Source organism: Pseudomonas sp. Hp2, from assembly GCF_006386585.1.
GTDB classification, from domain to species: Bacteria; Pseudomonadota; Gammaproteobacteria; order Xanthomonadales; family Xanthomonadaceae; genus Pseudomonas_S; species Pseudomonas_S boreopolis.
In genome coordinates this window covers 390,172-412,317 of the sequence record NZ_VAHJ01000002.1, presented here as the reverse complement: position 1 = coordinate 412,317, position 22,146 = coordinate 390,172, and the positions used below count along the sequence as shown (strand labels likewise).

At 64.8% G+C, this 22,146-nt stretch carries 28 protein-coding genes; all 28 read left to right on the top strand.

Annotated features, from left to right (window positions below):
- Positions 1-313: 313 nt before the first annotated feature.
- Positions 314-1,921, top strand: coding sequence for a DNA cytosine methyltransferase (locus tag FD678_RS06900; protein WP_033972351.1), 1,608 nt, complete (start codon positions 314-316; stop codon positions 1,919-1,921).
- A gap of 242 nt (positions 1,922-2,163) precedes the next feature.
- Complete coding sequence (locus FD678_RS06895; RefSeq protein WP_023103929.1) at positions 2,164-2,721, top strand: hypothetical protein; 558 nt, start codon at positions 2,164-2,166, stop codon at positions 2,719-2,721.
- 330 nt (positions 2,722-3,051) lie between these two features.
- Positions 3,052-3,264, top strand: a complete 213-nt coding sequence (locus FD678_RS06890; protein WP_003290186.1) for a hypothetical protein — start codon at positions 3,052-3,054, stop codon at positions 3,262-3,264.
- 21 nt (positions 3,265-3,285) lie between these two features.
- Complete coding sequence (locus FD678_RS06885) at positions 3,286-3,678, top strand: hypothetical protein (RefSeq protein WP_023103928.1); 393 nt, start codon at positions 3,286-3,288, stop codon at positions 3,676-3,678.
- Between the two features lie 172 nt (positions 3,679-3,850).
- Entirely contained in the window at positions 3,851-4,099 is a 249-nt protein-coding gene (locus FD678_RS20950) for a hypothetical protein (RefSeq protein ID WP_426789285.1), read from the top strand.
- Complete coding sequence (locus tag FD678_RS06880) at positions 4,024-4,482, top strand: hypothetical protein (RefSeq protein ID WP_426789286.1); 459 nt, start codon at positions 4,024-4,026, stop codon at positions 4,480-4,482. Before FD678_RS20950 ends, FD678_RS06880 begins: the two co-directional genes overlap by 76 nt.
- An 80-nt stretch (positions 4,483-4,562) precedes the next feature.
- Positions 4,563-5,300: a DUF5983 family protein gene (locus FD678_RS06875; protein ID WP_017512403.1), complete on the top strand. Its 738-nt coding sequence runs from the start codon at positions 4,563-4,565 to the stop codon at positions 5,298-5,300.
- Between the two features lie 97 nt (positions 5,301-5,397).
- Complete coding sequence (locus FD678_RS06870; RefSeq protein ID WP_033972353.1) at positions 5,398-5,676, top strand: hypothetical protein; 279 nt, start codon at positions 5,398-5,400, stop codon at positions 5,674-5,676.
- 288 nt (positions 5,677-5,964) lie between these two features.
- Positions 5,965-6,777, top strand: coding sequence for a hypothetical protein (locus FD678_RS06865; protein WP_033972355.1), 813 nt, complete (start codon positions 5,965-5,967; stop codon positions 6,775-6,777).
- Between the two features lie 125 nt (positions 6,778-6,902).
- Positions 6,903-7,256, top strand: coding sequence for a DUF3085 domain-containing protein (locus FD678_RS06860; protein WP_009459699.1), 354 nt, complete (start codon positions 6,903-6,905; stop codon positions 7,254-7,256).
- A gap of 368 nt (positions 7,257-7,624) precedes the next feature.
- Positions 7,625-8,527, top strand: coding sequence for a DUF3577 domain-containing protein (locus FD678_RS06850; RefSeq protein WP_033972358.1), 903 nt, complete (start codon positions 7,625-7,627; stop codon positions 8,525-8,527).
- A gap of 57 nt (positions 8,528-8,584) precedes the next feature.
- Positions 8,585-9,274: a DUF3275 family protein gene (locus tag FD678_RS06845; RefSeq protein ID WP_033972360.1), complete on the top strand. Its 690-nt coding sequence runs from the start codon at positions 8,585-8,587 to the stop codon at positions 9,272-9,274.
- Positions 9,271-9,711 (top strand): hypothetical protein, encoded by a 441-nt coding sequence (locus FD678_RS06840; protein ID WP_441346741.1) that lies wholly within the window; start codon positions 9,271-9,273, stop codon positions 9,709-9,711. The genes FD678_RS06845 and FD678_RS06840 overlap by 4 nt, the downstream gene beginning before the upstream one ends.
- Before the next feature lie 105 nt (positions 9,712-9,816).
- On the top strand, positions 9,817-10,224 hold the full coding sequence (locus FD678_RS06835; RefSeq protein WP_033972362.1) for a hypothetical protein: 408 nt from the start codon (positions 9,817-9,819) through the stop codon (positions 10,222-10,224).
- Between the two features lie 16 nt (positions 10,225-10,240).
- A complete protein-coding gene (locus FD678_RS06830; protein ID WP_033972363.1) occupies positions 10,241-10,501 on the top strand; it encodes a hypothetical protein in 261 nt (86 codons plus the stop codon).
- Positions 10,502-10,577: 76 nt separating this feature from the next.
- Complete coding sequence (locus tag FD678_RS06825; RefSeq protein ID WP_033972364.1) at positions 10,578-11,225, top strand: hypothetical protein; 648 nt, start codon at positions 10,578-10,580, stop codon at positions 11,223-11,225.
- A 20-nt stretch (positions 11,226-11,245) separates the two neighbouring features.
- Positions 11,246-12,400, top strand: a complete 1,155-nt coding sequence (locus tag FD678_RS06820) for a DUF6094 domain-containing protein (RefSeq protein WP_219795426.1) — start codon at positions 11,246-11,248, stop codon at positions 12,398-12,400.
- 49 nt (positions 12,401-12,449) lie between these two features.
- Complete coding sequence (locus FD678_RS06815; protein ID WP_033972366.1) at positions 12,450-12,770, top strand: hypothetical protein; 321 nt, start codon at positions 12,450-12,452, stop codon at positions 12,768-12,770.
- Between the two features lie 89 nt (positions 12,771-12,859).
- Positions 12,860-13,165: a hypothetical protein gene (locus tag FD678_RS06810; protein WP_009459685.1), complete on the top strand. Its 306-nt coding sequence runs from the start codon at positions 12,860-12,862 to the stop codon at positions 13,163-13,165.
- A 135-nt stretch (positions 13,166-13,300) separates the two neighbouring features.
- Positions 13,301-15,580 (top strand): helicase-related protein, encoded by a 2,280-nt coding sequence (locus FD678_RS06805; RefSeq protein WP_033972367.1) that lies wholly within the window; start codon positions 13,301-13,303, stop codon positions 15,578-15,580.
- Positions 15,581-15,695: 115 nt separating this feature from the next.
- Complete coding sequence (locus tag FD678_RS06800) at positions 15,696-15,902, top strand: hypothetical protein (RefSeq protein ID WP_009459683.1); 207 nt, start codon at positions 15,696-15,698, stop codon at positions 15,900-15,902.
- 147 nt (positions 15,903-16,049) lie between these two features.
- Entirely contained in the window at positions 16,050-16,649 is a 600-nt protein-coding gene (gene pilL2, locus FD678_RS06795) for a PFGI-1 class ICE element type IV pilus protein PilL2 (protein WP_029886381.1), read from the top strand.
- Positions 16,646-17,287, top strand: coding sequence for a hypothetical protein (locus tag FD678_RS06790; protein ID WP_029886382.1), 642 nt, complete (start codon positions 16,646-16,648; stop codon positions 17,285-17,287). The genes pilL2 and FD678_RS06790 overlap by 4 nt, the downstream gene beginning before the upstream one ends.
- A 14-nt stretch (positions 17,288-17,301) precedes the next feature.
- The gene (locus tag FD678_RS06785; protein WP_009459680.1) at positions 17,302-18,027 is read left to right on the top strand and encodes a TIGR03759 family integrating conjugative element protein; all 726 of its coding nucleotides are present in this window, start codon (positions 17,302-17,304) and stop codon (positions 18,025-18,027) included.
- Positions 18,009-18,611, top strand: coding sequence for a transglycosylase SLT domain-containing protein (locus FD678_RS06780; protein WP_029886383.1), 603 nt, complete (start codon positions 18,009-18,011; stop codon positions 18,609-18,611). The genes FD678_RS06785 and FD678_RS06780 overlap by 19 nt, the downstream gene beginning before the upstream one ends.
- Positions 18,608-19,147: an integrating conjugative element protein gene (locus FD678_RS06775; protein ID WP_029886384.1), complete on the top strand. Its 540-nt coding sequence runs from the start codon at positions 18,608-18,610 to the stop codon at positions 19,145-19,147. Before FD678_RS06780 ends, FD678_RS06775 begins: the two co-directional genes overlap by 4 nt.
- A gap of 4 nt (positions 19,148-19,151) precedes the next feature.
- Complete coding sequence (gene traD, locus FD678_RS06770; protein WP_033972370.1) at positions 19,152-21,341, top strand: type IV conjugative transfer system coupling protein TraD; 2,190 nt, start codon at positions 19,152-19,154, stop codon at positions 21,339-21,341.
- Entirely contained in the window at positions 21,338-22,087 is a 750-nt protein-coding gene (locus FD678_RS06765) for a TIGR03747 family integrating conjugative element membrane protein (RefSeq protein WP_033972371.1), read from the top strand. The genes traD and FD678_RS06765 overlap by 4 nt, the downstream gene beginning before the upstream one ends.
- Positions 22,088-22,146: the final 59 nt, after the last annotated feature.

Here is a 22,146-nt window from a genome sequence, read left to right as displayed (position 1 = left end):
GTCCCCCGGTGGCTTGCCAAGCTGCGCGAGCCACCCGGAGACCCTTCGTGGTCAGCGGTATTCGGTGCCGGTGCCCGCCGGCGCAAAAACGGGCTCCCTTTGTGCGCGGATGTGCGCCAGACGATGCCGGCGCGAACCACGACATGCGCCGGGTGTGATTGCTGATGAGCAGACGGTTCTAGCGACGACCGGGCCTGCACCAGCCCACGGGTGGTTCTGTCCTCCCGAGCCGAAGGCCGCAGGGCCTTCGGCGCCTTTCTCCTGCCTATCAACGTCCCGGCCCGCCCCGGGCCACACGAACAGGAGACCCGACATGAACCCGCAACCTTGCACCCTTCGCGGTGCACCCCAGGCCGCGCCACTGCTGTACGGCAGCGTGTGCAGCGGCATCGAGGCCGTGAGCCTCGCATGGCAACCCCTCGGCCTCAAAGCCGCGTGGTTCGCCGAGATCGAGCCGTTCCCGAGCGCCGTGCTCGCCCACCGTTACCCCCATGTGCCCAACCTGGGCGACATGACCGCGATCGCCCGTCAGGTGCGCGCCGGCACCGTGCCGGCGCCCGACATCCTGGTCGGCGGCACGCCGTGCCAGTCGTTCAGCGTTGCCGGCGCGCGCCAGGGGCTGAACGACCCGCGCGGCGCCTTGACCCTTGCCTATGTGGAGCTTGCAAATGCCATCGACCAAACCCGCCACCAAGACCGCCGCCCGCCGGCAACGCTCGTCTGGGAAAACGTCCCCGGCGTCCTCAACGACCGCAGCAATGCCTTCGGGCATTTCCTGGGAGCACTGGCCGGAGAAAGCCGTGCGCTCCAGCCGCCAGGGGAAAAATGGGCGCACGCTGGTTGTGTGTCTGGACCCCGCCGCCGCATCGCCTGGCGCGTGCTCGACGCTCAATATTTCGGTGTCGCCCAACGCCGCAAGCGCGTGTTTCTTGTGGCATGTGGTGGTGATGACCTCGATCCCTCCGAAGTACTTTTTGAGCGCACAGGCCTGCGCGGGGATTCTTCTGCGGGCCGTGCGCCGTGGCAAGAAGCTGCCCGCGCTGCTGGACCGGGTGCTGCAGCAGCAGGCGGATACGCAGGATTCGCTGGACTGAACCAGCCCTACGGCAAGGTCACGACGACGTTCGGATTCAGCGGCGGCATTGGCCCCGTCGATGTTGCGGCATGCCTGATGGCCGCGGGTCCCAAGCACGACATCCGCACCGAGACGTTCATGGTGCAGTCCATCGCCGGCAGCATCGCCCACACCCTCGACACCGCCAACAACGGCAAGGGCAGCAGCGAGGACGGTACGGGAAAGGGCGTGCCGATCATCGCCTTCACCGCCCAGGGCAGCGGCGCGGACGCCACGATCGAACTGACGCCGACGCTGCGTGCCGGCGGGCATCGCAACAGCCATGCGAACGCAGGCGTCGTGCCCGCCATCGCCTTCGCGCAGAACAACCGCGGCGAAGTGCGCTTCGAGTCGGGCCATGGACAGGTGTCTTGCACCGTCCTGTCCAACGGCAAGCCGGGCTACGGTGTGCCGATGGTGGCCTGCGTTGCCCTGCGGGGACGGACGCAGGGTCTTGCCGCCGAACTGGGCGGAAGCGTTGCGGCGGCGTTGCGTACCAGCGGCGGCGGCGCAGACAAGCCCCATGTCCTGGCCCCCGACTTCGAGGCACATTTCCGCTACGACTGGAATGAATCCGGTGCAGCGGACTGGTCGCAATGGCGGGTGCGGCGGCTGATGCCCATGGAGTGCGAGCGGCTGCAGGGCATGCCCGACGACTACACGCTGATCCCCTATCGCGGCAAGCCTGCCGCAGACGCTCCGCGCTACAAGGCGATTGGCAACTCCATGGCCGTCCCGTGCATGGCTTGGCTGGGCAACCGGCTGGTGCAGTGCCTGCACAAGACGGACTCGACCGCTTCGGATTGATCGACGACGCAGCCTGCCGGCCGCGCCATTCTCCCCCTGCATTGCCGATGTATCGGCAGCAGCCCGCAGCCAGGGTGTCAAGGCTGCCGTGGGTTCCGCCCACGCCACCCACCAGTTCGCTTCGGCATCTCACCGGCGAACGCTGCCCACCGGGGCACCGATGCCTCCTTTCTCCAACCCACGGGATGGTCGCCACGTCCCGTCAGGGGCATGTCGCCACCCGGTCGATTTCAGGACTTCCCATGGACACCATCACCAAGCAAGACCGCATCACGCTGAAGAACCTCAAGGTCGCCGACTTCGCCAGCGAGGAAACGCTGTGCTTCACCGCGACCATCGTGTTCGACGGCACTCCCATCGCCGAGGCCCGCAACGACGGGCATGGCGGCTCGACATTCCTCCGCGCGCTCAATGGCAAGACGACGCTGCTGGCTCAGGCCGAAGCCTTTGCCAAGGGCTTGCCGCCTGCGCCGCTCGATCTAGGTCAGGAGGGTGAAGACCCTCATTACATCGACATGACGCTCGACTTCCTGGTCGATGAACTGGCCGATGCCATGCACGCGGAGCGCAAGGTGCGAGCCGCCTTCAACCGCGACATCGGCAACAAGGTGCTGTTCATCAAGGACGGCAAATTGCTGTTCATCAAAGGCATCAAGCTCAAGGCTATCGCCGACCGCAAGGCGTACTTCGCGTCGCTGCGCACCAGGCAGGCCCAGCCCATCGTCATCCTCGCCGAGCTTCCGCCCGAGCGGGCATTCGACCTGTGGAAGCAGCATGTCCTGGGCGACAAGCCCGATTGACCCAGCGCCACCGCACCCTCCTGACAGCCCCGTACTCGATGCGGGGCTTTTCTTTTCCGGTGCTCATCAATCGGGGCTGGGCCGAATGCCGTTTTCCAACTGACGCGACGCAGCCCTCGCACGAAGCTGCCTGCATGTTCGCTGATTCGTCAGCACATGCCAGCAGCCAGGGTTCCAGGCTGCCGCGGGTCTCTCCCGCGTCACCCACCAGTCCGCATCGCATCAATTCTGCGGATGAGCGTCCCCGTGACGCTGATGCTTTTTATCAACCGCGTGCGGGAGCTGCCATCCCGTGAGGGACAAGGCCCCGCTTTTCCAAGGAGCCCGTCCATGTCCCAGCAAGCCTCTTTCGGCCAGTTGGCCCTGACCTACTGCGGCAAGTTCCTGCCGCTCGAAGTCTTGCAAAGCGCCGCCGGCCACTACATCGGCACGCGCGATACCGAAGGTCCCGTTTCGCGGGAATCCCGCGAGTACTTCCGCAGCTATGCCGCGGCTCAACGCGCCCTCGAAAGAGGCGGCTGGTCCCAGCTCGCCATTCCCTGATCCAACTGGAGAAATCACGTCATGAACCAGCTACTGCCGCGGGAAGTCGTCGATCAGATCATGCGGGAAGAGCAGCATTTCGCTGCCGCGCCCCAAGCCTTCTTCGAGGCCTGGAAGCGCGGTGTCGAGATTGCTGGTCCCGAGTGGTTCGGCGACGGCACCCGTGAAGGCCTGAACCAGGCCAACACCAAGTGGGATTTGCGTCCCGACATGCTGCGGCTCAACGATGCCCTCGGCGTCCTGAGCAGCGGCGAACGCATGTTCCTGTCCGCCATGGTCAGCTTCTACAACGCGCGCGAGGGCGGTGCCATGCTCAAGCGCTGCCGCTTCCACGGGCTGTCGGACTTCGACGGTCTCGATCTGGAACGCCGCAAGGTCATCGCCGACCTGCTGGTGAACTACAGCGGTTGGTGAGCCGGTCTCCGGCACGCCACTGTCCTCTCGCCCCCCCGTGAGGGACATGCGCCCATAAGGCCATGTCCCTCAATTTTTCTTCCCCATCGCCCGACGCCAACGGCCTTGGGCTATTCCCTGCGGATGCCATCGTCCGCATGGGCTGGCTCCGCTCTTCTCGAAAGGAGCCAGCATGGCAAACAACTACTACGAAGGCACGGGCGTTCTCGTGCTCAACCGCGTTACTCCCGTCATCAAGGCACTGTTCGGTGCTTTCGCGCTCGACGAAAACCATCCCGGCAATGGGCAGGCCTACATCGCCCAGATCGCCGAAACCAATGATCCACGCTGGACAGATGTGCTGAGTTGTCGATTCCGCCTCTGCTTGAACGGCTGGCCGCGCACTTCCGTGCTGACCAGGACGGGGAGCGGGAGAACCTGATCGAGCACCACCAATTCGAGGACAGCGCCGACCTGGAAGCCCTGCTTCTGATCGCTACCCGCTTCGATGACGGCCATAACCTGACCGCCATCCAGTTTGAGGGCTGCTGGTATTGCAGCAAGCCAAGGCTATTCGAGTTCGGCGGCAACGGCTGCTACCTGAGCCGCGAGGTCCAGGTCTTCAGAACGTCCTCGCAGGCGCTTCAACTCGGCGATCAACTGCGCAACACCATCCTGGCCGCCGACATCGAAGAGGCCTCAGCGTTGATCGCGCTGGAGGCCGCCAACCTGCTTGCCGGCATCACCGATGAGCAATTTCGCCTAAATGTGCGCCATCGCATCGCCGAACGGCTGGTTCAGACGCCAACGATCAGCGCCGACTGACGCATTTTCCACTTTCAACCCACCGGGTCCAATTCCCGGTGGCGGGGATTGGCCCCATTATTCAAATCTGGAGAGTTCCCATGTCCCAGAAACCCAATCCCTTTCTCCGCGGCTACTGGAATCTAAAAATCGTCCGCACGCTGTGCATCGGCTACGACGACGGAAGCCCGCATGTCTGGCGAATCATCCACGCGAGTCAAAAGCACTTTTCCGACGAGGAACTGATTTCATCCTCGTGCATCGTCACCAGCGATTTCGCCGTGGTCAGGAATGGTCCCGAACCCGTGAGTGCCGAGGTGCTGGCCGAATGCGATACCGCAGAAGGTGTCAGCGGCGAAGGTGTAATCGGTGCCGTGGTCTATGCCATCCATGGCGACGACTTCGACGGTCGCCCCATCCACGTCGGCGACGCCTATTCGGCAGAGGCAGCGCGGGAAGTCGTACAGCGCCTGAGTTTCGAGACCGGCTACTACAGCCGGTGCTGGGAAATCAGCAGCGCACACATCAGCCAAGAAACCGGCCAATACCTCGCCAACCTGGCAGACCTCGCTACGCCGGAGGCATTCCTGTTCATCGCGTTCCGGGTTCCGTACAGCCCGGCGATCGGCATCAAGCTGATCTCCACCCCCTGGACGGACAAGAACCTGGACCACGCCGAGGGCATCAGTGCGGAGCAGCTTCGCCAGGAGCACCGAAGCAAGGGTATGCCGGATGACCTGGCGAACGTCATTGAACTGGCTGGCCAGGCCGACGTGCGCATCCTGATTCTCGACGCCGACGCACCCGTGCTGTTGGGCCTGCCGTTGGCCGAATCCTAGCAGCCGCTCGACGCAACATCCTTCCTCTTTGTTCTCCCCCATACCGGCCCGTCTCCCTCCCGGAGCCGGGCTGGTCCATTTTCATAGGAGCAACCTCATGTTCCCCGACCTCATCTCGCGCACGCCAGACTTCGAGCACCAGCTCGGCGCCTGCGTCAATGCCATGGGCCAGGACGACGCCATCGGCCAGATCCTGGTATTCGAGCGCATGAGCGGCACGCTGCACATGCGCCATATCGCCAGCGCCGACCTGGTGGACACCGACATTGACGACTACGAAATGGTCGTCTTCGACGGTGGCAACACCAGCGGCGATACATGGAAGCATGTCTTCTTCCCACATCAGCGCGAGCACTACTTCGTGTACGAAGCCTGACCCAACCAAGCCCCTTTCGAGGGGCTTTTTCTTGTCCGCAGCGCAGGAAAGCGGGTGCGACGCTGTGCGATTTCTTGCAAGCAGGCCGCCCATTCCAGAGCCATCCTTGCTCCATGTTCGTCGGCGTTGCCGACACATGCCCTGGCAGCCGAGACCTTCAAGGCTGCAAGTGCGGGAAACCGTGCTGGTCGTTTCTTTCTATGGACGTACCCCGTCCGTTCACGCCACCCACAAGGGACCTCTCCCTTGCGGGCGGGGAATCCCTTGTTCTTCCTCAAGGAGATTCCCATGGACCGTTCCCTCATCAAATCCATGATGCCTTCGCTTGTCGCGGGCCATGTCCCTCGTAACGTGCGTTCGTTCAAATACCGCGTATTCGATGATCAGCCGCAGTCCTCGACGTTGGGCTTCGCCATCGACCCTCAGCCCTTCAACGGCAAGGTAGTCTCCGCGACCGACGATGCCATCGTCGTCAAGCTCAAGCCTTCCGAGTTCGCCGTGCTCGATCCCAACCTGGTGACCACCGTTCCCAGCGAGGGCGCCAAGGTCCATGTCCAACCCTACGCCCGGCGACGTTTCGACGGGCTGCGCGCGGACACCCCGGAAGTCGTCACCGAGAAGACTTCGGATGGCACGCCTTACACCATCACGAGGCATATCCTTGGCAAAGCACCCGCCAAGCTGCCCATTCCCGAGCCGCAGTGCATGGAGCTGGGCCAACTCATCGAGCAGTTGGAGGAGATGCCCGCGCCCGACGGGTTCCGGTGCATCACCCACATGCTGGTCGATGCAGGTGCCCGCGACTTCGCCTGGGTCGATCCCAAGCCCTCCAAGATCATCGAGACCCCGCCGGCGATCAGCTTCACGGTCTCAACCACCAAGTTCGAGGGTCAGGTGACGATCCTCTACGACCGTGGCGGCGACACCTACGTGGTGGAGCTGCACCGCGACGGTGAGTTGATCGATAGGCACGACGGGGTGTATTTCGACATGCTCGGTGAAGTGCTGGAGCGGCTCATCGACGACGGGCGCTGGCGCCTGATCGACGTGAGCATGATCGACGCCAAAGCCTCTCGGCAACGTCAGGCGATTCCAGCCTGACGTGCCAGACAGGAAGCCTAGCGGCACGACTGATCAGTCCACAGCCTATCGGCGACTGCCCCACAAGCCTTCCATCCGTTTCGGTGGAGGGCTTTTTTTCTTCATCCATACAGGAGATTTCAACCATGTCACTGCGATTCAGAGGCTCCGACCTGCGCCCCGTGCTTGCCGAGGCCATCGCCAACCAATGCCGCGTCGCCCTGGCCAAGGACCAGGGCGTGTACTTCCTCGCCGAGCGCGGAGAGCGCCGCCCCGATGGCCGCGTGAAGCTGCTGGCCTATGCCGTCGGCTGCAACCCGGATACCGACCCGTTCGATGACTGGTGGGAACTGGCACGCGCCGAGCTTGGCGGCGACGACTTCGGCGAGTTCTTCGACCCGAAAGACAGCGTTTTCACTCGCATTCTGCAAAGCTCAGATGATCTGGAGCTGTCCGCCACCGCTACGTATCTGTCACTGGCGGCGGTGGAATCGGCGTAGTCCAAAAATGTCCGCATACCCCTTGAAGCCCCCATTTCGGGGGCTTTCTTTTGGGCGGAACTGGGCAGCCTGGAAAAAATGGGAAGCGCCCGGATGCCGATTGATTGCTGTCGCGCGCGCGAGGCCCGGCCATGCTGACCCCATGCCTGCTGACGTTGTCAGCGACATGCCGGGCAACCATCGGTCTTCGAGGTTGCGTCGCAGTTCCCACTGCGTGACCGAGCCAGCTCGCACCGCATCCATCCGCGAGCGGCCACCAGTCTCTGGTGGCGGATGCTTTCGCCTTATCGACCCACCGCGGGGTTACGCACCTTTCCCCGCATGCGTGGGGCTGGTGTGTCTCCGCTTCTTCCCTATGGAGATTCACCATGAACACCACGTCCAACGAGAAATCGTATTTCGACCTCCACACCTCGGGCATCGGCTATATCCAGCGTGTCCGTGAAGTGCCTGTCCGGGGCGGCCGCCGTGCGCAGCCTTTCCTGGCATGCACCGTTGCCGCGCTGGTCGGCCCCGCCAGGGACCCCAGCTACCGCTACTTCGACGTCAAGGTCTCGGGTGCCGAGGCCAAGAACCTCGTCCAGCGCTACATCGGCGTTGACGATCCCAAGCAGCGCCCGCTGGTGCGCTTCCGCCTCGGCGACCTGTGGGGCGATGCGTACATCCGCGACAAGGGCGAGCGCAAGGGTGAAGCCGCCGCGTCTCTCAAGGCGCGACTGCTCAAGGCCGAGCCGCTTGACCGGGCCGAACTGGCTTCCATCAAGCAGCACGAGCTGATCACCCGCGGCATCGGCTACCTTAGCCGTCCGAAGGACGTCACCCCCAAGGATGGCGATCCGTTCCTGTCGTGCTGCGTCGCGGCTCTGGCCGGGCCTGTCGGTGAACCGGACTATCGGTACTTCGACACCATCGTCGCCACCCCTGAAGCCGAGCACCTGGTTCGCCGGTGCGTGCAGGCCATCGAAGGGGACCGCAAGGTGCTGATCGCCTTCAAGTTGAACGACATGAAGATCGATCCGTACATCCGCACCAAGGGTGAGCGCGCCGGGGAGCCGGGAGCGAGCCTGGAATCGACGCTGATCCACATCGGTCTGATCAAGATCGACGGCACGCAGGTCTATCCGACGAACCAGGCGCAGGCCGAGGACGCACCCGCGCCCGAAGCCGAGGACGCCGCCGACACCGCTGCCGACCAGCCTGTCAAGCCCGCCGAGCGCGAGCCCGCAGGTGAAGTCGAAGAGCAGGAGCCGGCATTGGCTGCTTCGTTCTGATCCGGCATGGCCCCTCACGGGGCCTTGCCTTTTTCCTATTCCTCAAGGAGAAGCATCATGGCAGTCACATCGGCACCCGAGAAATCGGCCACGCCCATCATCGTCCCGGGCCAGCTCGCGCTGCGCACCATTCACGGCCGCAACGGAAAGTTCAATGTTGGCAAGCTCGAATGCCAACTCGGAAAATTCACGATTAAAGACGCGGAGTTGGAGCAATACCCCGAGGGCAAGTACCAAGGGGAGTTCGTTCTTCGCTACATCTTCCTCAAAGGCTATCCGATCAGCGACGGCAGCATGCGTTTCGAGATGCGCGCCAACCTGGACGGTATGACACTTTTCGGCATCGACAAGCTGAGCAAGGCCGAAGCACATAGCTTCGCCCCGCAGGAAGTCGATCCGCTCGATGAAGAGCAAGGGACGCAGCCTGTGGCAACGCCGGCCAAGCCCGCCAAGGCATCCAGGTCCGCCAAACCTGCACCCGTGCAGGCGTCCGCGGACCCGCTGGTCGATACCACGCCCTTCGGCGTGGACGCGCCGCCTGCTGCGGCTGCTGCCGCCGGCAGCACCGAGGATGGCGACGCCGCGCTGTTCGGCCTGTTGTGGCCGCTGGGCGAGTCCGTGAAGCTGGATTCGACCATCGACCGCCGCGCCCTGCGCGCGCAGATCGCCCGCCTGGGCGAACTGGGCTACGCGCTGGACTTCAAGACGCAGGAGTGGAGCCGCCAGGCCGAACTGCAACCTGCGTGATTGCGGACGCCGCATCCGCGGTGTTCTTCATCCACCCGCCGGGGTTCCTTCCCCATGCGGGGGGAGGCCTCGGCTTTCTTCTGGAGGTCTCCATCATGTCCACCATCGCTTGCGATACACCCCGTTCCGCGCTGGACGAAACCGCGTGGCGCGCCGTTTGCAAGACGGCCGCCGAGCATGCCCAACGTGGTTGCGGCCTGTCCTGGGATCACTGGGTCACGCTTTTCAGCTCGGAGATCGACGCGCAAGCCAGTCGGTTGCCGCATGACCAGCGCACTCAAGCGCTGGAAATCGCGACCCGGGAATGGGACTACGCAACACCTGCCGAACGGCAGGAAACCCAGGACTGGAATGCGGAGCATGGCTACTGCTCGCATGGGATCGAGTTCGGCTACTGCCCGGCCGGTTGTGATCGCGACGATGACGACTGGGACTGAGGGCAAAGCATAGGTTCCTTCGCCGCACACGCGGCATTTCCATCACCCGCTGGGGGTTCTTCCCCACGGGGAGGCCTCCGGCTTTACTTCTTCAGGAGGCCTCTCATGGGCTGGTATTTCTCACCTCAATCGCGGTCTGAACTGATCGCGGAACTGATCGCACAGCAGGAGACCGAGCGCGCCAGCGTGAAGGTCATCGCCCACACGCTGCGCGGCAACGTCCTCTGGTCCGTCGCGGAAGTGACGGCCAAGGCCGAAGGCGTGCATCGTGATCTCGCACCGGGCCAGTCCCTGCGCTACATCCGCTGCGATCTTCTGGAACGCAGCGGCAACCAGTGGGGCTACAAGCCGCTGGACGAGTCCATGCACCCGTACTACTACTCGTGCCCGTTGAGCTACCTCGACATGGCGCCGGAGCAGTCCGCCGACTGGCGTGCAGGCGTTCGCGCCTACCACGCGCGGCGTCGCACCCCCACGGCATCCACGGCACCCGCCGCGGCGCTGTTGGCCTGAGTCAGGAGGAACCGACATGGACCCGATCCTGGCTGCGCTCCCCGCCTCGCTGTTGAAGCTCGTTGAAGGCAGTTTGTCCAACGACGAACTTTCCTCCGACGAAGAAATGCTGGGGTACTTCATCGACAACGGCCTCACCGAGGAGCAGGCACGGCAGGCACTGACCTACCGCGACCAGTACCTCAACAACATCTACCTGGACGGCTTCACGCCGATCACCGCGGTGGACGAGGCGCTTCACTTCAACCCGCACACCCGGCAGTTCGAGCCGGACTGAGCGATTTTCTTCCACCCCCCGGGGCAGTACTTGCCCCAGCGGGCGATGCTGTTCCCGTTCATCCGAGGACACCACCATGCCCACCAATACTTCTTCCACGCTGTACCGCATCGACGAATGCCCGGACGTGATGGCCGACGCCTGCGTCGGCGATGACCAGGGCAACCTGATCTTCCTGTCCATCTGGGCGCGCGACACCGCCGTCCAGCAGTTCCTCGCTCGCCTGACCCTCGGGCGCGACGAGCAGGGACTGGACCAGTTCCACGTCATCACCGACCAGGGCGGCAGCGTCCCGGTGTTCATCGGCAACGTCGATCGCCTGGAAAAGCGCATCACGCGCGCTTACCGGCGAACGCTGTTCGGATCGCTCTCCAACGTGTGGCTGTTCGACCGGCGCTGCGTCAAGCCCGACAAGGCCAACGCCAGCGCACTGGCACTGCTGCCACAGGGCAGCGCCCACCGGCTTGACCGCCTGTGGATGCTGGTGCGGGACACCTGCCCGTTGCCGCTGCTCGACCACTGGCGCGAGACCGTGCTGGAACTGCTGCAAACCCGCGAGATGCTGGCCCGCCTTCCGTTCGCCCTCGGGCCGTTGGAAGGCCATCGGCTCGCCATCGACGTGCCGGCGCTGACCCTGGCGCTGGGTTCCCTGATCCGCAGTGACGTGCTCACGGCCTATCCGTATCCGGCCAAGATCTGGACGCCGGAAGCGGTAGCGGCCTGACCCACCCACGGAGGCACGCCTTGGCGTGCTTCCGCCATTCATCCCCCGCCAACCAGGAGACTTCCATGGCCCTCATGTTCCCGCGGCTCGCCCGCAATTTCGCCAAGAACGGTTACTACCCAACCGACGAACCCACGCTCGAAAGAGCCCTCAACGCACTGATGCCCAGCGACGGGCCGATGTGCATCCTTGATCCCTGCGCCGGCGAAGGCGTGGCGATCGCCGAAGCCGCCCACGCCCTCGGGCGCGAGCAGGCCAAGGCGTTCGCGGTCGAGTTCGACGCGGAGCGGGCACGCCATGCCCGCGGCCTGGTCGATCACTGCCTACACGCGGACCTGATGGACACGATGGTCTCCAAGCAGTCCTTCGGGCTGCTCTGGCTGAATCCGCCGTATGGCGACCTGTCCAAGGACATCAACGGCAACATCGGCTATCAGGGCCAAGGCCGCGCCCGTCTCGAAAAGCTGTTCTATCAGCGCAGTCTGTCGTTGCTGCAATACGGCGGCGTGCTGGTCTTCATCGTCCCCGGCTACGTGCTCGACGCGGAGCTGGTCGGCTGGCTGACACGCCACTACACGGACCTGCGCATCTACCGAGCGGTGGAGACGCAGTTCAAGCAGGTGGTGATCTTCGGCCGTCGGGTGCGTCAGCGCGAGCTGGCGTCGGATTCGATTAAGGCCGTGCGCAATCTGCTGCTGCAGGTTGGGCTTGGCGAAGTCGAACCCGAGGAACTGCCGAGCGACTGGCCGTTCCTGCCGTACATCGTCCCCGCCAGTCCGGCCGAGCCGGAGCACTTCTTCCGCGTGACGATGGAGCCCGAACAGTTCACCGACGAGGTTGGCAGGCTGCAAGGTCTCTGGCCGTCTCTGGACACGCACCTAGGGGCCGCGCAGCAATCGCTGCGTCCACCGGCGCGGGCCTTGTCCCACTGGCATCTCGCCCTGGCTTTGGCCGCGGGTGCGATTTCCGGCGTCGTGCGCTCCCAGACCGGGCGCGTGCTCGTCGTCAAGGGTGACACCCACAAGGACAAGACGCTCCAGCGGGAATTCACCGAACGCGACGACGGCTCCATCGCCGAGACCCGCATCCTCACCGACAAGTTCGTGCCCGTCATCCGCGCGTGGGACATGACGCCTGGCTCCCCGACACGGGGCGAGGTGCTGACCATCCGCTAATCCCCCGGACGCCTGACGTCCTGCTGCACTTCATCGAAGGAGAAACACCATGCTCTCACGTCTGTTCCAGCGGCCCGCGCCGCACAAGCAACCCTTGTTCGCACCGGCCTCGTTGCAGTTGAGCGAAAAGGTGCACTGGCTGGCCCGCCGAGGTCTCATCGATCCCTTGTCCTATGTACAGCGCCACGTGCGCGGCGACTGGGGCGAGATCGACGAGGCCACCCGCCAGGCCAACGATGTCGCACTCGATCAGGACAACCTGATGATCTCCCAGTACCGCATCACGCCGGAGTTGGTGCTGATCGTGAAGACCAGCGAAGACCACCAGACCACGGTGGTCCAGCTTCCCGAAGAGCGCGACCTGATCTGAAGGCACCACCTCGTCATCCCATCCACCTGACGGAGCCACTTCACTCCGCCAGGGGTGTCGTGGCTCAATAACCTTTCAAGGAGGAGCCCATGGCATCACATCGCATCGAAACCTACTGCCAGAGGCTGGCGTTCCCCATCGGGGCGCTTATCTTCAGCAAAGGCATTGACCGCCTGGTCCGCTCGGGTCGCCTCGACCCGATCCCGTACTTCAGGCGCCACACCCGTGGTGACTGGGGCGACGTCAACGTCCAGCAATGGCAGGCCAACAGCACCGCACTTCAATCAGGTGCTTCGCTGGCATCGCACTACGTGATCCACCCGGGGCTGGCCATTCGCATCGTTACCGACGCGGAGCGCCGCGCCACCGTCATCGTTCTGCCGTCCGAGGACTGAGCACGGTTCACCCGCTGGCCATCCAGGCCAGCACCTTCAACCACCTTCGGCCACGCGCCGATTTACTTCCCACCACGGGGCATGCCACTGCCCCGCTGGGGGTGGTGCATGCCCCATTTTCTTTGGAGCATCACCATGTCCCTCGATCTCGAAACCAATGCCGCTGAAGCCGCGCCCGTACAGGGCGAACTGCTCGATGCGGAATCTTCCCCTCTGACCCTGAGCCTTCAGGATTTCGTCGGCGAGTTCGGCGACGAACTGCTCGACGCCCTCAACAGCGCTAATCCGCCGGTCTATACCGGCCAACCGCAGGCACATCGCCAGCTCATCGTCGCCAGCCTCAAGCGCAAGCTGTTCCAGGCCCAGGCCGAAGTCGTCCATGCCGCCGCCGAGCTGCTGATTGACCGTGGCGAACATGCCGCGATCGTCAATGGCGAAATGGGCTGCGGCAAGACGACCGTCGGCATCGCCACGGCCGCCGTGCTCAACGCCGAAGGCTACCGCCGCACCTTGGTTCTTTCGCCGCCGCACCTTGTTTACAAGTGGCGGCGCGAGATCCAGGAGACGGTAGCGGGCGCCAAAGTGTGGGTGCTTAACGGGCCGGATACGCTCGTCAAGCTCATCAAGCTGCGTGAGCAGTTGGGTGTGCAGCCCACGGGTCAGGAGTTCTTCGTCCTGGGCCGCGTGAGGATGCGGATGGGCTTCCACTGGAAGCCTGTCTTCACCCAGCGACGCACCCGCCACGGCGACGTCGCCGCATGCCCGGACTGCGGCACGGTCATCACCGACCTCGACGGCGAGCCGGTCAACCCGGTCGCGCTTGAAGCCGAGGAGTACCGCAGGAAGTGCAGCCATTGCGCCGCGCCCTTGTGGACGCTGATCCGCCCGCGCAGCCTGTCCGGCAGCGATCAGTCCTCGGCCGTCCTCAAAGCCTTGAAGCGCATCCCGACCATCGGGGAAATCACCGCGCAGAAGCTCATGAAGCGCTTCGGTGATGGTTTCCTTGCCTCGATGTTGGGGGACAACGTGCATGAGTTCATCAACCTCATGGACGGCAACGGCGAACTGGTCTTTTCCGACCGTCAGGCCACGCGCATGGAACGCGCGATGGCCAACATGGAGTTCGGCTTCGGCGAGGGCGGCTACCAACCGTCCGAGTTCATCAAGAGGTACCTGCCGCAAGGCACGTTCGACCTGCTCATCGCCGACGAGGCCCATGAGTACAAGAACGGCGGCAGTGCCCAAGGCCAGGCCATGGGCGTGCTGGCGGCGAAGGCTCGCAAGACCTTGCTGCTGACTGGCACGCTGATGGGCGGCTATGGGGACGACCTGTTCTATCTGCTGTTCCGAGCCCTGCCTGGGCGGATGATCGAAGACGGCTACCGCCCGACCACGAGCGGCAGCATGACCTCGGCTGCGATGGCGTTCATGCGCGATCACGGGGTCTTGAAGGACATCTACTCCGAGAGCACCGGCACGGCGCACAAGACGGCCAAGGGCACCAAGGTATCGGTGCGCACGGTCAAGGCTCCGGGCTTCGGCCCCAAGGGCGTCTTGCGCTGCATCCTGCCGTTCACGATCTTCCTCAAGCTCAAGGACATCGGCGGCAACGTCCTGCCGCCGTATGACGAGGAGTTCCGCGAAGTCGCGATGGACACGGCGCAAGCCGCGGCCTACCGCGATCTGGCGGGTCGGCTGACCGCGGAGCTGAAACAGGCTCTGGCGCGACGCGATACGACCTTGCTGGGTGTGGTCCTCAACGTGCTGCTGGCCTGGCCGGATTGCTGCTTCCGGTCGGAGACCGTGGTGCATCCGCGCACGCGCAACACCTTGGCGTTCGTCCCGGCTCAGTTCAACGAGTTCGAGGTGACACCGAAAGAGCGCGAGCTGATCGACATCTGCAAAGAGGAGAAGGCGCAAGGCCGCAAGGTTCTGGCCTACACGGTCTATACCGGCACGCGCGACACCACGTCGCGCCTGAAGGTGCTGCTGGAGCAGGAGGGCTTCAAGGTGGCGGTGCTGCGCGCGAGCGTGGACGCCAGCCGCCGCGAAGACTGGATCGCCGAGCAACTGGACCGTGGCATCGACGTGCTCATCACCAACCCCGAGCTGGTCAAGACGGGGCTGGATCTGTTGGAGTTCCCGACGATCGTGTTCATGCAGTCGGGCTACAACGTGTACTCGCTCCAGCAGGCGGCACGCCGCTCCTGGCGCATCGGGCAGAAGCACCCCGTGCGCGTGATCTATCTCGGCTACGCCGGTTCCTCGCAGATGACATGCCTCGAACTGATGGCCAAGAAGATCATGGTCTCGCAGTCCACCTCGGGCGATGTACCCGAATCGGGGCTGGATGTCCTGAACCAGGATGGTGATTCCGTCGAGGTCGCACTGGCCCGGCAACTGGTCGCCGCCTGATTCCCACGCCACAAGCCGGCCTAGCGCCGCCGGCATTTCTGTTGTTCCCACCTTGCAGCCACGCCCACGTTCTCCGTGGAGGTGGCTGCGCTTTTTTCATCCCAAGGAGATTTCCATGAATACCAACACCCAACCGTCCGAAGCCATCGACACCCAACGGAAGCTGGAAGCCGAGATTGCGGATTTCCTGCGACAGCGCATCGAAGATGGGAACCTCGATGCGGAGGACATCCCTGTGCGCCTGGCACGCTATGGTCTGATGGCCCCCGAGGCGTTCCTCGCCGAAATGCGTGAGCGCATGGGCATCGACGACGAGAAATAAGAGACCCATTTTCACAGGCCCCAACTTGGGGCCTTTCTTTGGTGAAGGCGCTGCCGGCAAATCGGGCGCTGTCTGGTTCGCATTGTTTGCTGCCGCTCGTAGCCCGAGCGGCGATGGTGAGGGCTCGATGTTTCAGGACGCCGAGCTATGTGCCCCTCTCCACCCTGGTTTCACCATCCCGAACGCCGCCTGCTGGCGGGATTTCTCGGCCTGCTTTGGTCGGTGCTGGCCGGTGGCTGCGCGACGACGACTGCGCCGGTCGCGCCCGACACCATCGAGGAAGTCTCGGCCGCGCCCGAACCCGAAGCGCCCGAGTACATCCCGGTCGTGCGCTACGCCCGCTACACGCTGGTCGAACTGGCCCCTACAGCGGCGCAGCGCGACCTGCTGTTGCAGACCATCGACGTGTCGATGCCCGAGGATGCCCGCGCCACGGTCGGCGATGGGCTGCGGCATGTGCTCAAGCGCAGCGGCTACAGCCTGTGCCAAACGGCGCATGCCGTGATCGAGCTGTATAAGCTGCCACTCCCGGCGGCGCACCTGCATCTCGGTCCCATGACCTTGCGCGATGCGCTGCTCACCCTGGCTGGTCCGGCCTGGGAACTGCACGCGGATGACCGCGCACGACAGATTTGCTTCGAGCGGCCCGGCGACAGCGTGGCCGCCGAACCCATGCCCGAACCGACCGCCGCCGATGCGGTGCAGACCTTCCCGCTGATGCCTTCCACTCCAGGAGGCCAGCCATGAACGCTCCGCAATCTTCGCGTCGCCCGACCGCCGCCGTGGTGGTGCAAAGCCTGCTCTGGCTCTGGCTGCTCGGTCTAAGCGTCATCGTGGCCCTCGGCTACCAGGCGATGAGCGACCAGGCCGACCAGGAACGGCTCGATTCCCGTCTGCAACGCCTCGAAGCGCAGGCGGTGGCCCTGGCCGAGGCCATCGAGACCATCCAGCAGCGTCCGGCCGTCGCAACGGCGGCGGACCTCAAAGACACCCGCCAAATCCTGGAAGCACGCGCTTCCCAGGTTGAGAAAACACTAAGCGGCTACGCAGCCGCCGACGACCTTCAGGCGCTGCGCGCGGAGATCGAGCAGATCAAGACGCGCCAGACCGCCGCGCGTGCAGCAGCCCCCGTCCAGCCGCGCACATCGAGCAAGCCCGCAGCCAAGTCTGAACCGCCGCCATTGCCGTTCCGCATCGTCGGCGCCGAACTGCGCGCAGGCCAGCGCAGCGTGTCCGTCGCGCCGAGCAGTGGGGACTTCACGCCCGACCAGCTTCAGGTGCTGCTGCCCGGTGATGCGGTCGGCCCATGGCGCTTGCAGGCAATCGATGGCAGCGCCGCGGTGTTCCAAGCCGGCGACCAGACCCGTCGCGTGGCGATTCCCTGATCGGAGCACACCACATGAAGCCGTCGATCATCCTTTCCGCACTCCTACTGGCTTCAGTCCAGTGGCCCGCGTGGGCGCAGCAGTCAGCCACGGCTCCCGCCCGCAATGCGCAGAGCCAGGAGCGCCCGCTGGCCGCCCGCGTCCTGGACGACCGAGTAGCAAGCAACTGGGGCCTCCAACCCCAGGAATGGGTGCGTTACCGCGAGCTGATGGATGGGCCGCTGGGCATCTACTCGCCCAACCTGGACCCGCTGTCTGCCCTAGGCATCGAGGCACGCACCGACGAAGAACGGCGGCGCTATGCAGAGCTGCAGGTGCAAATCGAGGCACGCCGCGTCGAGAAGTTGCTCGCCTACCAACGCGCCTACGACGAAGCCTGGCAGCGCCTGAACCCCGGCATGCAGCGCGTGAACCTGCCCGACGACGGGCCGGGCGCCGGCACCGCGCGCGGCAGCGGCCGAATGGCGGTGTTCGTCAAGGACGGCTGCGCGGCCTGTGGGCAGCTCGTGCAGCGCCTGCAATCCTCGGGTGCCGAGTTCGACCTGTATATGGTGGGCAGCCGCCAGGACGATGCACGCATCCGCGACTGGGCCAAGCGCGCGCAGATCGACCCGGCGCGCGTGCGCAGCGGCAGCATTACCCTCAACCACGACGGCGGCCGCTGGCTGTCGCTGGGCCTGCCCGGTGACTTGCCCGCGGCTGTGCGCGAGGTGAACGGCCAATGGCAGCGTCAACCGTAGCGACCTCCGTCTCGCAGCTCTTGCGCGCACTGCTGCTTGCTACCGGCCTGTGCGCCTGCGCCGTCCATGCCCAGGAGGTTCCACCACCGGCCTACCAGCTCGCCGCACAGCGGGCGGGCATCCCCTCGACCGTACTCTACGCCGTGGCCTTGCAGGAGAGCGGTGTTCGGCGCAACGGGCGCATCGTCCCGTGGCCGTGGTCCCTCAATGTCGCCGGCCAGTCGCGCCGCTTCGCCACGCGCGCCGACGCCTGCTCGGGCTTGCAACAGGCAATGCGCGCCACGCCCCACACGCGCATCGATGCAGGCCTGGGCCAGATCAACCTCGGTTACCACAAGCACCGCTTCACCAGCGCGTGCGACCTGCTGGACCCTTATCGCAACCTCGCCATCGCCGCTGAGATCCTGAAGGAGCAGCACACGTCCGGCGAAGACTGGCTGTTGGCGATCGGCCGCTACCACCGTCCTGCGGGCGGCGAGCCCGCCGCCCGCTACCGGCGCAGCGTGTCGCGCCATCTCGCGCGTGTGCAGGGCGCACGCCCAAACGCCGCGGTGCTCGCCACGCGCCAGGAGACTTCCCCATGACGAAATCCCATCTGGCCCTGCGGGGCCTGCTTGTGCTGCTGGCGGGTCTGCCGCTGGCATCGCGTGCCGGCGATCCGCTGATCGTGGTCGAAGATCGCGGTGGCACGTCGGCGCTGCCGTACTACGAGGCCCTCAACCTCCAGCCGCGCGCCGATGTCCCGGCCCGGCCGCCCATTCCGACGCCACAGGTTCCCGCCACACCCGCGGACGAGGCAGCGATGCTGCCGGTGCGCAGCGCCAAACTCACGCCTGGCACCGTCGCGCGGCGCGTGATCGAAGCGCCCGGCCTGCGGCCGTTCGTGGTCATCGGCGACGACGACGCCTCCCGGGCCTGGTTGCAGCGCCGCGGCATTGCTTTGCGCGAACGCGGCGCGGTCGGCTTGGTGGTCAATGTCGAGACCGCGCAGGGCCTGGCACGGCTGCGTGCCCTGGTGCCGGGCGTGCCGCTCGCGCCCGTAGCCGGAGACGACCTGGCCGATCGCCTGGGCCTGCGGCACTACCCGGCGCTGATCACGGCCACCGGCATCGAGCAATGAAGCCATGTCGGGGAAACAGCCGATCGAGGTTCTGCTACGCCCAGCGGTGGAGCTATACACCGTCGCAGCGTGTGCAGGCGCCGCGTTTCTGTCCCTGGTGGCCCCGTGGTCGCTCGCGCTGAGCCCTGCCATGGGCGTCGGCAGCGCCCTGGCGTTCGGCGCCTACGGCGCGATCCGCTACCGCGACGCTCGCGTCATCCTGCGTTACAGGCGCAACATCCGCCGCCTGCCGCGCTACGTGATGACAAGCAAGGATGTGCCCGTCAGCCAGCAGCGGCTTTTCATCGGGCGCGGATTCCTGTGGGAGCAGAAGCACACCCATAGGCTCATGCAGACATACCGGCCGGAGTTTCGCCGCTACGCGGAGCCGACACCGGCCTATCGCCTGGCGCGTCGGCTGGAGGAACGGCTGGAATTCGCGCCGTTCCCGCTGTCCCGGCTCTCCGCTCTCACGGGCTGGGACGTTCCTTTCAACCCTGTGCGCCCGCTGCCACCTGTAGGTGGCCTGCCGCGGCTGCATGGCATCGAACCCGACGAGGTGGACGTCAGCCTGCCGCTGGGTGAGCGCGTCGGACATTCGCTGGTGCTGGGCACGACGCGCGTGGGCAAGACGCGGCTGGCCGAGCTGTTTGTGACTCAGGACATCCGTCGCAAGAACGCTGCCGGCGAGCACGAGGTCGTGATCGTTATCGATCCCAAGGGCGACGCGGATCTCCTGAAGCGGATGTACGTCGAAGCCCAGCGCACAGGCCGTGAAGGCGAGTTCTACATCTTCCATCTCGGTTGGCCGGAAATCAGCGCCCGCTACAACGCGGTAGGACGCTTCGGTCGCATCTCGGAAGTCGCCACCCGTATCGCAGGGCAACTCTCCGGTGAAGGCAACAGCGCGGCCTTCCGGGAGTTCGCGTGGCGCTTCGTCAACATCATTGCCCGCGCTTTGGTGGAACTGGGGCAGCGCCCGGACTACATGCTGATCCAGCGGCACGTCATCAACATCGACGCACTGTTTATCGAGTACGCCCAGCACTACTTCGCCAAGACCGAGCCCAAGGCCTGGGAGGTGATCGTCCAGATCGAGGCCAAGCTCAACGAGAAGAACATCCCGCGCAACATGATCGGGCGCGAGAAGCGCGTGGTCGCGCTGGAGCAGTACCTCTCCCAGGCGCGCAACTACGACCCGGTGCTCGACGGCCTGCGCTCGGCAGTTCGGTACGACAAGACCTACTTCGACAAGATCGTCGCATCGTTGCTGCCGCTGCTGGAAAAGCTCACCAGCGGCAAGATCGCCCAACTCCTGGCCCCGAACTACTCCGACCTGACCGACCCGCGCCCGATCTTCGATTGGATGCAAGTCATCAGGAAGCGCGCCATCGTCTATGTGGGACTGGACGCGCTGTCCGACGCCGAGGTTGCCGCAGCGGTCGGCAACTCCATGTTCTCCGACCTGGTTTCGGTCGCGGGTCATATCTACAAGCACGGGATCGACGATGGCCTGCCTGACGCTTCGGCTGGCGCGCGCGTGCCGATCAACGTCCATGCGGATGAATTCAATGAACTCATGGGTGACGAATTCGTGCCGCTTATCAACAAAGGCGGCGGCGCCGGGCTGCAAGTCACCGCGTACACGCAGACCCTCTCGGACATCGAGGCCCGTATCGGCAACCGCGCGAAAGCTGGCCAGGTGATCGGCAACTTCAACAACCTGTTCATGCTGCGCGTGCGCGAGACGGCCACCGCCGAACTGCTGACGCGGCAGTTGCCGAAGGTCGAGGTCTATACCACCACCATCGTCTCAGGGGCGACCGACAGCTCGGACATCCGTGGCGCGACGGATTTCACGTCGAACACCCAGGACCGCATCAGCATGTCCAGCGTGCCGATGATCGAGCCATCGCACGTAGTCGGCCTGCCAAAAGGCCAGTGCTTCGCGCTGCTGCAAGGCGGCCAGCTTTGGAAGGTTCGCATGCCGCTGCCGACACCAGACCCGGATGAAGTGATGCCGGCGGATCTGCAGCAACTGGCCGGATACATGCGCCAGAGCTACAGCGAGGCCACGCAGTGGTGGGATTTCACTAGCTCCCCTGCCTTGCAGGATGCGGCCTTGCCCGATGACCTGCTGGACGATGCTGCTCCAGCCGAGCCTGCTGCGGTGGCCACCGACACCGACCACAGTACCGACGAGGCCGCGCCATGAAGGACGCCGCCTCGACCGCGCAGCGGGAGCAGAACCAGCGCCAGGGTCTGATCGTCGGCACCATCACCTTGCCATTTCGCCTGCTCGGGGTATTGATTGGCTCGCTGCTGTTCTCGATCGTGGTGGAGTGCGTCGGCATGCACCTGTTCTGGAAGGATCAGGGCTGGCGCCATTCCCAGCAGATGTTGCAGTACGAGCTTGGGCACCTGTCCAGCCACTTCACGCGCAGCGTGGTCGTGCAGGAGCCAGGGCGCACGGCGCACGAGTTGGTGGATACAGGCTACGAATGGGTGTTCGTTCGCTCGGGGCTGCTGGCGCGCATGAGCCAGACCGCCGAGCGCGTCCGCGCGCCCAGCCACGAGCAGACGCGCAACTTCCGCTACTACATCAGCCAAGTCTATGTCTGGGCCGAGAGCTACCTCATCGCCGCAGCCTTCACGACGCTGACCTTCCTGGTGCGCCTGCTGGTCCTGGTGCTCACGTTGCCACTGATCTTCACGGCCGCTTTCGTCGGTCTGATTGACGGTCTGGTGCGACGCGACGTGCGCAGGTTCGGCGCGGGCCGCGAATCCGGGTTCATCTACCACCGTGCGAAAGCCAGCCTCATGCCGCTGGCCGTGCTGCCGTGGATCACGTACCTGGCGCTGCCGATCTCGGTGCATCCATTGCTGATCCTGTTGCCGAGCGCCGCCTTGCTGGGACTGGCCGTGAGCCTGACTGCGGGCAGCTTCAAGAAGTACCTCTAGCAGATCAATCCGGTCATCTGCAGGTTCCTATTGTTTGCGGCCTGAAACAGCCCCGATCT